Genomic DNA, 13,190 nt, shown 5'->3' with positions numbered 1-13,190 from the left:
TACCCGTTTCCCGCTGTGCGTATGGCCGGCCGATCCCACGGAAAACGCGCGCCAATCCCCCGATGGTCAGGGCGTCGAAAATCGTCTACTCCTCGGGGCAGCGGAGGTTCGCGCGTTATGTCACAACCACCCATCCGAGCTGAGCTCGTCTATCCGGAACGACCCGTGCTGCGCTCGGCGCCTCCACGGGTCCTGATGATCTATCCCCGTTTTATGGGCGGCTCGTTCTGGTCGATGGAATCGACCTGCCAAATGTACGGCGCGGAATATCCGATGCCGCCGCTCGGCCTCATCACCGTCGCCTCGATGCTGCCCGAGGATTGGGACGTGCGCCTGCTCGATCGCAATATCGAGACGGTGACCGACGAGGACATCCTCGCCGCCGACCTCGTGATGACCGGCGGGATGCTGCCCCAGCGGGCCGATTTCCTCCACATCGTCGAGTGGGCGCAGGGGCTCGGCCGCAAGGTCGCCGTCGGCGGGCCGGACGTCATGTCGAGCCCGCACGTCTACGAACACGCCGATTTCATCGTGACCGGCGAGGCCGAGACGGTGATCGACGCGCTGATCGAGGCGTGGCGCAGCGGTGCCGAGCGCGGCCGGTTCGACCCGGAGCGCTTCAAGGCCGACGTCGAGGCCTCGCCGATCCCGCGCTTCGACCTCCTTAATCGCGACAAATATCTCCAGATGACGGTGCAGTTCTCCCGAGGCTGCCCCTTCACCTGCGAATTCTGCGACATCATCGAATTGTTCGGCCGCCGTCCGCGCACCAAGGCGACGGCGCAGATGCTGTCCGAACTCGACCGGATCTATGCGCTCGGCCATCGTGGCCACGTCAATTTCGTGGACGACAATCTGATCGGCAACAAAAAGGCCGTGAAGGCGTTCCTGCCGGAGCTGATCCGCTGGCAGGAAGAGCACAAATACCCGTTCGACTTCTCGACCGAAGCCTCGCTCAACATCGCCGACGACGCCGACCTCATGGGGATGCTCTCCAAGGCCGGCTTCATCGGCGTCTTCATCGGCATCGAGAGCCCCGACCCTGACGTCCTCACCGCCACGAAGAAGAAGCAGAACACCAAGCGGAACATCGCCGAGAGCGTTCACAAGGTCTACGCGAGCGGCCTTGCCGTGCTTGCCGGCTTCATCGTCGGCTTCGACGAGGAAAAGGGCCCGGTGGGTGACGCGATCGCCGATCTCATCGAGGAAGCGGCGATCCCGATCGCCATGGTGGGCCTGCTCTATGCCCTACCCGGCACCGAACTCACCCGCCGGCTCGAGCGGGAAGGCCGCCTGCACCCCGACGGCGACATGGAAGCCATCATGGCCGCCGGCAGCGCCGACCAGTGCACCCAGGGGCTGAACTTCGACACGGTGCGGCCGCGGCGGCAGATCCTGGAAGATTTCCGCACCGTCATCGCGCGGACCTACAATCTGGAAGACTACCACAAGCGTGTGCGACGCCTTTCCGAGCTGCTGCACTTCAAGGACGCGAACATCAACGTCCTGCGGTCCGGCCTGATCAAGAATGTGATGTTCGTGGTGCGCCTGTCCTGGCACCTCGGCATTGCGGCGCCCGAGGGCAAGCGGCTCTATTGGGGCACCCTCCTCCACGCCGCGAAACAGGATTCGCAGGCGATGGAATCGGTCTTCCTCAGCCTCGCGGCCTACACCCACACCGGTCCGTTCGCAAAAACGGTCCTGTCGACGATCGACAAGAAGATCGCCGAACTCGACCGCAGCTCGGCGCTCACGCCGCCCCCGGCGATCGCCGCCGAATAACGGACAGAAGCGGCGCCCAGGGCGCCGCTTCCCGTTCGTGCGAAACCGTCAGCGCACCGGCAGGCGGTCGACGTTCGATTCCTGCATCGATTTCAGCGTGGATTGGCTCTCGTCGCCATCCTCGATGCCGTCCCCGTCGCCGCTCGTGACGCGCGGCTGCTGTTTGGTGACGGCCCTCACGCCCGAATCGAGATTTTTCTCGAGCCCAGCGCCGGCGGACGTCGAGGTCTGCACGGTGGGCGCATTGGCATTTTTCGGCGGCGGCAGGCGGTCGACATTGTTGTCCTGCATCGCATCGCGCGTGCTGTTGCCGCCCTGGCCGCCTTCGTTGATCGTGTTCTGCGCCAACGCAGCAAACGGCAACAGACACACACTAGAAATAACCGCAATTCTTCTGAACATCGGACTTCCCCTCAACAATCGCTCTATAGCGGAACAAACGCTGCGATTATGCTGGAGGTTCCCCGGAGAACCCGGCACACGGATTCTTGAAGACTCAAGGCATCTACTTCGATTTTGCTGAAAAGATCCGCAGGGTGCCGGGCCATGCCGACGCGCGCGCCGCCGATCGGGCGGCCGCACAGGCGCGCCCATCGTCCGCTGGATGCTCAAGGAATGGAGCAGGCGGGAAAATGTTCCGGTGATCGGGGCGGATCGGAGAGCGGGCGCCGTCGCCCGAAGAGCCGCCGCGGGCCGCCATACACGGCGGCGCGGCGGGAATCGTGCCGGTGAAGCGGCGGTTTTAGAGCTCGGCCTTCACGGTGCGCAGGGTCGCGATGCGGCGTTCTGCCTCGTCACGCTCAGCGGGCACCTCGAGCTTTGCAGCGGCCTGCTCCGCGTCCCGGATCAGCCGGTCGATCGCCTCGCCCGACAGGTCATCGACGCTCGTCGCCGCTTCGGCGAGCACGGTGCAGGTGGTGCCGTTCATGTCGCAAAAGCCACCGTCGATGAAGACGCGCCGGCTCTTTGCCTCACCGCCCGAAACTTCCATGATTCCTGGTCCGAGCAGCGCCAGAAGCGGCGCATGTCCGGCCATCACCTGGAACTCCCCCTCGGCCCCCGGCAGGCGGACGGCTTCGACGTCGCCGGAGAAGATGAGCTTTTCCGGAGAAACGAGCTCGAAGGGAAAGGTGGCCATGTCGTTTGGTCCTCAGTGTCATCGCACGCCGCTGACGCGGCCAGTCGGGTCTCAGCCGGCCGCCTTGTGGCGGTGATGATCCGGCGCCCAAGGACGCCGGATCGGATCGGGTTACGCCGCTTCGGCGAGCTCCTGCGCCTTCTCGATCGCTTCGTCGATCGTGCCGACCATGTAGAAGGCCGCCTCCGGCAGGTCGTCATAGAGGCCGTCCACGAGACCGCGGAAGCCCTTGATGGTGTCCGCAAGCTCGACGAAGACGCCCGACTTGCCGGTGAAGACTTCGGCGACGTGGAAGGGCTGCGACAGGAAGCGCTCGATCTTGCGGGCGCGGGCAACGGTCAGCTTGTCCTCTTCGGACAGCTCGTCCATGCCCAGGATCGCGATGATGTCCTGCAGCGACTTGTAGCGCTGGAGCACCTCCTGGACGTCACGCGCGGTCTTGTAATGCTCTTCGCCGAGGATCGAGGCGGACAGCATGCGCGAGGTCGAATCGAGCGGATCCACCGCGGGGTAGATGCCCTTTTCCGAGATCGCGCGGTTGAGAACCGTGGTCGCGTCCAAGTGGGCGAACGAGGTCGCCGGGGCGGGGTCGGTCAGGTCGTCGGCAGGGACGTAAATCGCCTGCACGGACGTGATCGAGCCCTTGTTGGTGGTCGTGATGCGCTCCTGCAGTGCGCCCATGTCCGTCGCGAGGGTCGGCTGATAGCCCACCGCCGAGGGAATACGGCCGAGCAACGCCGACACCTCGGAACCCGCCTGCGTGAAGCGGAAGATGTTGTCGACGAAGAAGAGCACGTCCTGGCCCTGATCGCGGAAGTTCTCGGCGACCGTGAGGCCGGAGAGCGCGACGCGGGCACGGGCGCCCGGGGGCTCGTTCATCTGGCCGTAGACGAGGGCGCACTTGGAGCCTTCGCCGCCGCCTTCCTTGTTCACGCCCGACTCGATCATCTCGTGATAGAGGTCGTTGCCCTCGCGGGTGCGCTCACCGACGCCGGCGAACACGGAATAACCGCCGTGCGCCTTGGCGACGTTGTTGATGAGCTCCTGGATGAGCACGGTCTTGCCGACGCCGGCGCCGCCGAAGAGGCCGATCTTACCACCGCGGGCATACGGCGCGAGAAGGTCGACGACCTTGATGCCCGTGACGAGGATTTCCGCGTCGGTCGACTGATCGACATAAGAGGGCGCCGGGGCGTGGATCGGGCGGGTCATCTCGTATTTGATCGGGCCGGCTTCGTCGATCGGCTCGCCGATGACGTTCATGATGCGGCCGAGAGTGCCGTCGCCGACCGGCATTTCGATCGGGTTGCCGGTGTCGGCCACGCTCTGCCCGCGCACGAGGCCCTCGGTGGCGTCCATCGCGATGGTGCGGACCGTGTTCTCGCCGAGGTGCTGCGCAACCTCCAACACGAGCCGCTGGCCGTTATTGTCGGTTTCGAGGGCGTTCATGATGGCGGGGAGGTGGTCCGTGAACTTCACGTCCACGACCGCGCCGATCACCTGGGTCACTTCTCCGGTCGTCTTATCAGCCATGGGGCGGGGTCCTCGGGATCTCAACACGTCATGTTGCTTTGAACGGCTTGGTGCGCGGGTGCAAGTTCAACTTGCGAGCCTGCGCCCCGCTGGCCGTGGATTTGGGGCTACGGCGGTCCGTTCTGGCGGATCCGCGGGAATCTCGTACGTGCCTCGCGGCGCGCCTCTTCTCAAACCTCAGACAGGGCGGTCTCCCGCCCCGTGCGCCGGCCATCGTGATCGAACCGCGGTGGCGCGCGCCGGAGCGGTCGTGTCGCTCCCGGCGCGCGGCGCACCCACGGTCCGATCGCCGATCATCAGAGCGCCTCGGCGCCCGAGATGATCTCGATGAGTTCTTTCGTGATCTGCGCCTGACGGGTCCGGTTATACTGCAGCGTCAGACGGTCGATCATGTCGCCGGCATTGCGGGTGGCGCTGTCCATCGCGCTCATGCGGGCGCCCTGCTCGGACGCCGCGTTCTCGAGGAGCGCGCGGAAGATCTGCACCCGGATATTGCGCGGCACGAGCGCGTCCAGGATCTCGGTCGCGTCGGGCTCGTACTCATAGACGGCGTTGCCGGCTGCGGGTGCATGCTCGTGCTCGTGCTCGATCGCGTCGGCGGCAGCCGCCGCGGCGGGGATGAGCTGAAGCCCGGTCGGCTTCTGGCTGATCACCGAACGGAACTCGGCATAATAGAGCGTCGCGACGTCGAACGCGCCTTCGTCGAACATCGCGACCACGCGGTCGCCGACGAGATGGGCTTCGGTGAAGGAGATGCGACGAACCGACTTGAATTCCATCACGTCGACGATCTGGTCGCGGAAGCCGCGGCGCAGAATGTCGTAGCCCTTACGGCCGACACAGAGGAACTTGACCGTCTTGCCGGCGGCCATCAGGTCGCGCGCATCGGACACCGCCTTGCGCACGATCGAAGCGTTGAAGCCGCCGCAGAGGCCGCGGTCGGCCGTGCAGACGACGAGGAGATGCGTGTCGTCCTTGCCGTTGCCGGTCATCAGGACGGGCGCATCGGGGTCGCCCGCCGTCATCTCGGCGAGGTTGGCGAGGACCGACGCCATGCGCTCGGCATAGGGTCGGGAAGCCTCGGCCGCCTCCTGTGCGCGACGCAGCTTCGCCGCGGCGACCATCTGCATCGCCTTGGTGATTTTCTGCGTCGCCTTCACGGAGGCGATGCGATTGCGGAGATCCTTGAGAGACGCCATGGAGTCGGTTCCGATGCGAAGGCGTTAGGCCGCCTTCGCAGGCTCCTGGGCCACGAACGTCTTCGTGTAGGATTCGACGGCCGACTTCAGCTTGGCGCCCAGCTCGTCCGTGAGCTGCTTTTCCGCCCAGATGCCGTCGAGGATATCCCGGTGCTGGCCGCGCATCAGGGCGAGAAGGCCCTCTTCATAACGCTGGATCGCGCCGACCGGCACGGTGTCGAGATAGCCGTTCACGCCGGCATAGATCACGGCGACCTGCTCCGGCGTCGTCAGCGGCGAGAATTGCGGCTGCTTCAGAAGCTCGGTGAGGCGGGCGCCGCGCGCGAGAAGGCGCTGCGTCGTCGCGTCGAGGTCGGAGCCGAACTGCGCGAAGGCGGCCATCTCGCGGTACTGGGCGAGCTCGCCCTTAATCTTGCCCGCGACCTGCTTCATCGCCTTGATCTGCGCCGAAGAGCCCACGCGCGACACCGACAGACCGACGTTCACCGCCGGACGGATGCCCTGATAGAACAGGTCCGTCTCGAGGAAGATCTGGCCGTCGGTGATCGAGATGACGTTCGTCGGAATGAACGCCGACACGTCGTTGCCCTGCGTCTCGATCACGGGGAGCGCGGTCAGCGAACCGGCGCCATGCTCGTCCGACATCTTCGCCGCGCGCTCCAGGAGGCGCGAGTGGAGATAGAACACGTCGCCCGGATAGGCCTCGCGTCCGGGAGGACGGCGCAGCAGGAGCGACATCTGGCGGTAGGCGACGGCCTGCTTCGACAGATCGTCATAGCCGATCACGGCGTGCATACCGTTGTCGCGGAAATATTCACCCATCGCGCAGCCGGTGAAGGGCGCGAGGAACTGCATCGGCGCCGGGTCGGACGCGGTCGCGGCGATGACGATGGAGTACGGCAGCGCGCCGGACTCTTCGAGCACCTTCACGAACTGCGCGACGGTCGAGCGCTTCTGACCGACGGCGACGTAGATGCAGTAGAGCCGGTTGCTCTCGTCACCGGCATCGTGGATCGGCTTCTGGTTCAGGAAGGTGTCCAGAATGATCGCGGTCTTGCCGGTCTGACGGTCGCCAATGATCAGCTCGCGCTGGCCACGGCCGACGGGGATCAAGGCGTCGATCGCCTTGAGGCCGGTCGACATCGGCTCGTGCACGGATTTGCGCGGGATGATGCCGGGCGCCTTCACGTCGACGCGGCGGCGCTCGGTCGCGTCGATCGGGCCCTTGCCGTCGATCGGGTTGCCGAGCGCGTCGACGACGCGGCCGAGCAGACCCATGCCGACGGGGGCGTCGACGATCGCGCCGGTCCGCTTGACCGTGTCGCCTTCGCGGATGTGACGGTCGTCGCCGAACACGACGACACCGACATTGTCGACTTCGAGGTTCAACGCCATCCCGCGGACGCCGTTGGGGAACTCCACAAGCTCACCGGCCTGGACTTTGTCGAGGCCGTAGACGCGGGCGATGCCGTCACCGATGGACAGCACCTGGCCCACTTCGGAGACCTCCACCTCCTGGCCGAAATTCTTGATCTGGTCCTTGAGGATGGCCGAAATCTCGGCGGCACGGACGTCCATCTTATGCGGCTTCCTTCATGGCAGTGCGCAGACCCGCGAGGCGCGTGCGAACGCTGGTGTCGATCATTTGGCTTCCGAGACGCACGATCAGACCGCCGATCAGCGACGGGTCGACATGCGCCTCCAATTTCACGGTTCCACCGGCCTTCTCGGCCAGAACGTGGCGCAGCGCATCGGCCTGCGCATCCGTCAGGGGCTCCGCGCTCGTGACGATGGCGAGCGTTTCACCGCGGTGCTTGGCGAGAAGGTGGTTGAACACCTTCAACATATCCGGCGCGGCGAACAGACGACGGTTGCGGGCCACGAGCTTCATGAAGTTCGCGACGAGTCCCGTCACGCCGGCTTTTTCCATCACGGCACCGAGCGCGCGGCTCTGATCCTCGGCGGAAAAAACCGGGCTTGCGACAAGACGGCGCAGGTCCGCACTCTCGTTCAAAAGCGCCTGCAGAGTGTTCACCCCGCCTTCGACGCTGTCGAGCGCGTTCTCCTCCAGCGCCAAGTCGAACAGCGCTGAGGCATAACGGTGCGCAACGCCTGAAGTTTGGATATCGGCCAAGACGCTTGCTCTTTCGTCCTCAATCGCGGCCCACCCCCGGACCGCTGTCATTTGCGGGCCGATAGCATAGGGTTTTGTGGGGGGCAACGGCAGCAACGAGTCAGAAATGGCGCCGACCGAGTCGATCGGCCACCCTTCCGGCGCTTAGCGGACGAAAAATACGCGAAAATACGGGAGAAAGACTGGACAGTTCACGCCCATGCCGATGACGCGGCCTATTCGGACAATCCGAATTGCACACAGGGCGCGTTCTTTTGTCCGCGCTGGGAAATGGGGACTGTCGTTCGTTCGCGATAGACTCGGCACGCTCGCCGCACGGCGGGAGAGAGCGGCGGCGCCGCCTCTCGGCGCAAGTTCACCCGGGGACGCGCAATGCCTCGAACCGGGCCTGACGCGCCGGCGAGGGCCGCCGGCGACTGGCGGCGCTACTCGATCGCCGATCGATCGTGATCGGCCGTGCGCGGAAAGCCGCCCGGTTCAGGCGGCGGCGCCGCGTTCGTTGGAATTGCTCGCCACGGCGCCGATGAAGCCCTCGATGGTTCCGCCGAGGCGCGTGCTGCTCTCTTTCAGCGAGGTCGAGAGTTCACTCACCTCGCCGGCGACGTTCCGCGTTTCGCCGACCTTCGATTCGACACCCTTGACGTTGTTGGCGACGTTGCCGGTCTGCGTCGTGACCACCGTCACGTTGCGCGAGATCTCGTCGAGCGCGGCGCTCTGCTCCTCGACGGCCGCGGCGACACCGGCGGTGTTGGTGTTCACCTCGGCGATCGATCCTTCGATCACCTGGATCGCCTGGACCACCTCGTTCACCTCGCCGCTCACCTGACCGATCACCCGCGAGATGTCGTCCGTCGCCTTCGCGGTCTGGTCGGCGAGCTGCTTCACCTGCTGGGCGACGACGGCGAACCCTTTGCCCGCCTCTCCGGCGCGTGCCGATTCGATGGTCGCGTTGAGGGCGAGTAGATTGATCTGCCCGGCGATGTCCGTGATGAGGTCCACCACCTCGTGGATCTTGTCGGACCGAGCTTTGAGACCCGTCACTTTATGGCCGGCCTGGGTCGAGGCCTGGCTCGTCCGCTCGGTGAGCTGGGTGACGTTCTGGAGCTGACCGGAAATGTCGCGGATGGACATCGACATCTCTTCGATGGCGGCCGCCACGTTCTGAACGCTCGCCTCGGTCGCCTCGGCGGCAGTGGTGCAGCTCTGGGTGAAATCGTAACTGTCGCCGGCCACGCGCTCCAAGGAGTTCGCCGCGCCGCCGAGGCTGATGCCGGCGGCACTGAGCTGGCTGAGGAGCGTTGAGGAATTGTCGCGGAAACGGTCGACCGCCTCGCGGACCGCCTCGGCCTTGCGCGCTTCGGCTTCGGCGGTACGCTTCTGCTCGCGCTCGACCTCCTCGTTGTGAAGCCCGGTCTCGCGGAAGACCTCGAGCGCACGGGACATGTCGCCGATCTCGTCCCCCCGGTCGGTTCCGGTGACGACGATGCCCCAATCCTTGTCGCGCAGCTTCGCCGTGACTTCGGCGAGCCGCCGCAAGGGCATGACCACCGTCCCGCGGGTCATGAACGCCATCATGACACAGATGCCGAAGAGAATGACGCTCGCCCCGATCGAGGCATTGCGCAGCAGCCCGAGCTCGGCATTCTGCATATCGCGCCCCTCCATCTGCCGCGCCCGAACGGCGTCGGCGACGCTCGCGAAGAGCTCGTTCACGGATTCCCAGAGCTGGAAATTCTCGATCGAGGTTTCGCGGAGCCGGGCGAGGTCGACCGTATAGGGATCTCGCATGTCGATGAGCTGGGCACGCATGATGTCGCCCCGCCACGTCTTCGCGAGGGCGACGATCTCCTCGACCTGTCGCGACAAGGCCGGGTCGTCGGCGAAATCGGCGAGGAGCTTGGGCTCGAGCGCCGCCGCCTGCCCGATCGCCTGCTCGATATTCGGCAGATACTGGATATCGCTGGAGTTGATGAGCCGGAGCACTTCGTTATGGCCGGCGCCGACGGCATCCTGATAGGTGAGAAGATGATGCAGCAGGCTGCCGGTCCGCTCGTTGTTTCGGACATTCTGTTCGAGCTGCATCGTCTGATAGACGATGAACGACGATGTCACGATCGTCACGAAGAGGATCACACCGAAGGCGATCGTCACCTTCCGCGTGATGGACATGTTTGCCATCATTGGACGTGCTCCCGTCGCTGCAACTCGGTGAGATTGATTTCAAACGTCGCGGCCCCGATCGGCTCGCCCGTATCGGGATCATCGATCGTGAGGTTGACCTGGGTGCGCCAGGTCTTCGTCTCGTCGTTCCATTCGGCCGCGTCGATGAACTGGCCGCTTTTGCCGGCGCCGTAGGTCTTTTGCCACTTCGCCTCGTCGCCCTGCCAATAGTCGCTCGTGATGTTGCTCTGGCCGACATTGAGGCCGTTCGCGTCCATCACGATGATCTCGCAATAAAGGCCGAGGGAGAGGGCTTGGATGCGGGTGAGATAATTGGACAACGGGCTCGCGAGCGTCGCCGCGATCAGCGGCTTGGCCTCCGCGTCCCGCTCGCTGCGCCACTGCTCGTCCAGCCGGTCGATGTCGGACTGAGAGGCGTCCTCGCGCATCCGGTTCTGGTTGGAGACCGAGCGCCAGACGATCTCCATCGCGAGATGGTCGCGCAAGCGTTCGATCAACGTCTCGTCGATGAGTGCGGCGTTCAACCCTTGCGACGACGCACCGGAGGGCGCGAGAATCGCCGCCATGACAGAGGCGCAAAGCACGCCTCTCCACCCGAATTTGCGCCCGTCCTCTACCATGAAGCTCCCCCACTCGTCCGAACACGAGCCGGGGATCCACCAAAGGTCACACCCGGCACCACCACGGACTCTAGTGCGGGAGGCTTGCGCCGGGCTGGGGCCTTCGCCCCCGTCGCCCCTCAGAGGTCGACGACGCCCTTCACGATATCCGCGCAGCGTGCGGCGAGGACTTCGTGGATGAAGTGCCCCTCCTCCGCCACCCGGTGCACAGTCACGTTGGGCTCGGCCGCGAGGCGGGCGACATCGTCGGGCGCGATCGCGCTGCCGTGCTCGCGGGCGCCGGCGATATAGGCGACGGGCAGGCTTGCCGCGCGCAGATTGGCGATCGCGTCGTAGCCGCGGGTCAAGGAGCCGTCGAGCAGGCCGTCGAGCACGTGATGGTCGAACGCGAAGAGCTGGCGCGCGCGCATCGCGACCCCGTCCGGCCCGAACGCCTCCAGCATTGTGCGGCCATGATGACCGGAGGGCCACCCCGCGACCTCACGCTCCCAGTCGGACAGCGCATAATCTTTGGCGCGGCCGGTCATCACCGACTTGAGGCCCTGAAACCCGCGATAAAAGGGCGATTCGGCGAGGCGCGGCATCATCGCCTCGAACAACGGCGCGTCCTCGAGGACGAGCGCCCGGATCCGCTCGGGCGAGCGGGCCGCCGCGGCCAGCGCCACGAGCCCGCCGAGCGAATGGCCGTAGAGGATCGGCCGATCCGCTCCGAGATCGACCGCCTCCACCATCAGATCGATCGTATAATAAGGCCGGCGCGGCGCACCGCCATGGCCGAGAATGTCCACCGTCTCCACCGTGAAGGCCGGCAGCGCGGCGACGAGGCCGGCAAAATCGTGCCGGTCGCGCGTCGCGGCGTGAAGGGCGAGGACGCGCGCCGGGGCCGTCATCGGCGCCGCAACGGGCACGGGGCGCCGCTCTCGGCCGGCCTCATCCGCGCGGCTCGGTGGAGAGCATCTCGATGGTCTTCGTCAAAGCGCGCACCTCCTCACGCAGCGCTTTGACGTCCTGCGCCATCGTCGTCTGCTCCTCGAGAAGGGCCTGGCGGCTCGCGTTGGCCTCTTCCTCCACCTCCTGCTGCATGCCGGAGACGATGATGCCGATGAAGAGGTTCAGGACAGCGAAGGCCGTCACCATGATGAACGGGACGAAGAAGGCCCAGGCGGACGGGTAGACCTCCATCACCGGCCGCACGATCCCCATCGACCAGGATTCCAGCGTCATAATCTGGAAGAGCGAGTAGGCCGAGGCACCGATCGAGCCGAACCACTCGGGAAAGGACGCGCCGTAGAGCGAGGTGGCCATCACCGAGAAGACGTAGAAGATGATGATCATCAGGAAGACGATCGAGCCCATGCCGGGAAGCGCAGCGATCAGCCCGCCGACCACGCGGCGCAGCGTCGGCACGACCGAGACGAGCCGCAGCACCCGCAGGATGCGCAGCGCCCGCAGCACGGAGAACTCCCGGCTCGCCGGCACCAGCGCGATGGCGACCACGAAGAAGTCGAAAAGGCTCCACCCGTCGGTGAAGAAGCGCAACCTGTGAACCGCGATGCGCATGACGATCTCGACGACGAAGACCGCCAGGATCAGGACGTCGAGCGCGTTGAGGACGGGTCCGATCGCGGCCATCACCGACGAGGAGGTCATGAGGCCGAGGATCGCCGCGTTCACGATGATCAGCCCGACGATGAAATATTCCCACTGGCGCGATTCCACCAGCCGGCGAACAGGCTCGAGCACGGACACCCCCAAGTGTGGAACACGCGACGCCTCGGATCCGAGGGCCGCGCCGGATCGCATGCCCCCTCCCCCCTCAATAGGCGACGGGCGAGACAGCACGGCATCGATTGCGGTTCACACGCATCGACCGGCGGCCGGCGGCTTCCGGTCCGTGTCGACGGTGCTGCGCCGCCGCGCCGAACGATCGGCCGACGTGCGCGCCGTTCGATGTGCGGCGACGCGCGATCCTCGTCAAGCGACGGTCTTGTCGCGTCGGACGATCCCCATCCGATGCGGGTGGGCCATCTTGACAGGCGGCCCCGTTCGGCGTGTTGTGGCGGCGAGGCGGGTGTAGTTCAGTGGTAGAACGCAAGCTTCCCAAGCTTGATGTCGTGGGTTCGATCCCCATCGCCCGCTCCAACCCGATCCCCCTTCCCGCCCGAACCGCCGCTTTGGCTTCGCTCCCTTGAATTGGGATGCCCTCTGCATCGGGACGTTCGCTATATATGCCGCCAATCGCAGGGATGCGTTCACGCAACTTGCTTGGCCACTGGACCGGCAGCATCGATGCGCGCCTTCAGCGAGCACGTAAGGCGCGCGATTTTTTTTTTGCGTTCTCGCGGAACGTTCAGCGGGCTTCGTGCACTGATGTAGAAGCTGAAGTCGGCCGGTCCCCGTCCGGGTGAAGCAACATCCACCTTCGATAAGACCTATCAGCCACCCTCTCGGGTGGCTTTCTTTTTGGAAAATCGCGCCGCGATCGCGGCGCGGGCGCCGAAAGACGGGCTATTCGGCGGCCATCGAAGGCGTGCCGACCGCCATGTCGTCGGCGGCGGCTTTGATCGCCTTCACGATGTTATGGTAGCCGGTGCAGCGGCAGA

General features: G+C 65.5%; 11 protein-coding genes and 1 tRNA gene. 2 read left to right on the top strand and 10 right to left on the bottom strand.

Annotation, left to right across the window (positions count from 1 at the left end; translation table 11 throughout):
- The first annotated feature begins 195 nt into the window (after positions 1–195).
- Positions 196–1,782: a B12-binding domain-containing radical SAM protein gene (locus L1787_RS21025; RefSeq protein WP_235711077.1), complete on the top strand. Its 1,587-nt coding sequence runs from the start codon at positions 196–198 to the stop codon at positions 1,780–1,782.
- Positions 1,783–1,830: 48 nt separating this feature from the next.
- On the opposite strand, the gene L1787_RS21020 is transcribed toward L1787_RS21025, so the two are convergent.
- From L1787_RS21020 to L1787_RS20975, 10 genes are all read right to left on the bottom strand, one after another.
- Entirely contained in the window at positions 1,831–2,145 is a 315-nt protein-coding gene (locus tag L1787_RS21020) for a hypothetical protein (RefSeq protein WP_235711076.1), read from the bottom strand.
- Between the two features lie 379 nt (positions 2,146–2,524).
- The gene (atpC, locus tag L1787_RS21015; RefSeq protein WP_235711075.1) at positions 2,525–2,920 is read right to left on the bottom strand and encodes an ATP synthase F1 subunit epsilon; all 396 of its coding nucleotides are present in this window, start codon (positions 2,918–2,920) and stop codon (positions 2,525–2,527) included.
- 111 nt (positions 2,921–3,031) lie between these two features.
- Complete coding sequence (gene atpD / locus L1787_RS21010) at positions 3,032–4,453, bottom strand: F0F1 ATP synthase subunit beta (protein ID WP_235711074.1); 1,422 nt, start codon at positions 4,451–4,453, stop codon at positions 3,032–3,034.
- Between the two features lie 296 nt (positions 4,454–4,749).
- A complete protein-coding gene (locus tag L1787_RS21005) occupies positions 4,750–5,652 on the bottom strand; it encodes a F0F1 ATP synthase subunit gamma (RefSeq protein WP_235711073.1) in 903 nt (300 codons plus the stop codon).
- Positions 5,653–5,676: 24 nt separating this feature from the next.
- On the bottom strand, positions 5,677–7,230 hold the full coding sequence (gene atpA / locus L1787_RS21000) for a F0F1 ATP synthase subunit alpha (protein ID WP_235711072.1): 1,554 nt from the start codon (positions 7,228–7,230) through the stop codon (positions 5,677–5,679).
- Between the two features lies 1 nt (position 7,231).
- Positions 7,232–7,786, bottom strand: a complete 555-nt coding sequence (locus tag L1787_RS20995) for a F0F1 ATP synthase subunit delta (RefSeq protein WP_439648322.1) — start codon at positions 7,784–7,786, stop codon at positions 7,232–7,234.
- Between the two features lie 477 nt (positions 7,787–8,263).
- Complete coding sequence (locus L1787_RS20990) at positions 8,264–9,955, bottom strand: methyl-accepting chemotaxis protein (protein ID WP_235711070.1); 1,692 nt, start codon at positions 9,953–9,955, stop codon at positions 8,264–8,266.
- A gap of 8 nt (positions 9,956–9,963) precedes the next feature.
- Positions 9,964–10,533 carry a hypothetical protein gene (locus L1787_RS20985; protein WP_235711069.1) on the bottom strand — a complete coding sequence of 190 codons (570 nt, stop codon included), beginning with the start codon at positions 10,531–10,533 and terminating at the stop codon, positions 9,964–9,966.
- 173 nt (positions 10,534–10,706) lie between these two features.
- Positions 10,707–11,477, bottom strand: coding sequence for an alpha/beta fold hydrolase (locus L1787_RS20980; RefSeq protein WP_235711068.1), 771 nt, complete (start codon positions 11,475–11,477; stop codon positions 10,707–10,709).
- A gap of 40 nt (positions 11,478–11,517) precedes the next feature.
- A complete protein-coding gene (locus tag L1787_RS20975; protein WP_235711067.1) occupies positions 11,518–12,330 on the bottom strand; it encodes an ion transporter in 813 nt (270 codons plus the stop codon).
- A gap of 324 nt (positions 12,331–12,654) precedes the next feature.
- Between L1787_RS20975 and L1787_RS20970 the strand changes: the two genes are divergently transcribed.
- Positions 12,655–12,729 (top strand) — tRNA-Gly (locus tag L1787_RS20970).
- Positions 12,730–13,190 lie beyond the last annotated feature (461 nt).

The organism is Acuticoccus kalidii, assembly GCF_021556395.1.
Taxonomy (GTDB): Bacteria; Pseudomonadota; Alphaproteobacteria; order Rhizobiales; family Amorphaceae; genus Acuticoccus; species Acuticoccus kalidii.
This window is presented reverse-complemented; position numbering and strand designations above follow the sequence as displayed.

Excerpts from the sequence above, each read along its gene's own strand:
- L1787_RS21025 (WP_235711077.1), top strand. The coding sequence starts at position 196 with ATGATCTATCCCCGTTTTATGGGCGGCTCGTTCTGGTCGATGGAATCG.
- atpC (WP_235711075.1), bottom strand. The coding sequence starts at position 2,920 with ATGGCCACCTTTCCCTTCGAGCTCGTTTCTCCGGAAAAGCTCATCTTC.
- atpD (WP_235711074.1), bottom strand. The coding sequence starts at position 4,453 with ATGGCTGATAAGACGACCGGAGAAGTGACCCAGGTGATCGGCGCGGTC.
- L1787_RS21005 (WP_235711073.1), bottom strand. The coding sequence starts at position 5,652 with ATGGCGTCTCTCAAGGATCTCCGCAATCGCATCGCCTCCGTGAAGGCG.
- atpA (WP_235711072.1), bottom strand. The coding sequence starts at position 7,230 with ATGGACGTCCGTGCCGCCGAGATTTCGGCCATCCTCAAGGACCAGATC.
- L1787_RS20990 (WP_235711070.1), bottom strand. The coding sequence starts at position 9,955 with ATGTCCATCACGCGGAAGGTGACGATCGCCTTCGGTGTGATCCTCTTC.
- L1787_RS20985 (WP_235711069.1), bottom strand. The coding sequence starts at position 10,533 with ATGGCGGCGATTCTCGCGCCCTCCGGTGCGTCGTCGCAAGGGTTGAAC.
- L1787_RS20980 (WP_235711068.1), bottom strand. The coding sequence starts at position 11,477 with ATGACGGCCCCGGCGCGCGTCCTCGCCCTTCACGCCGCGACGCGCGAC.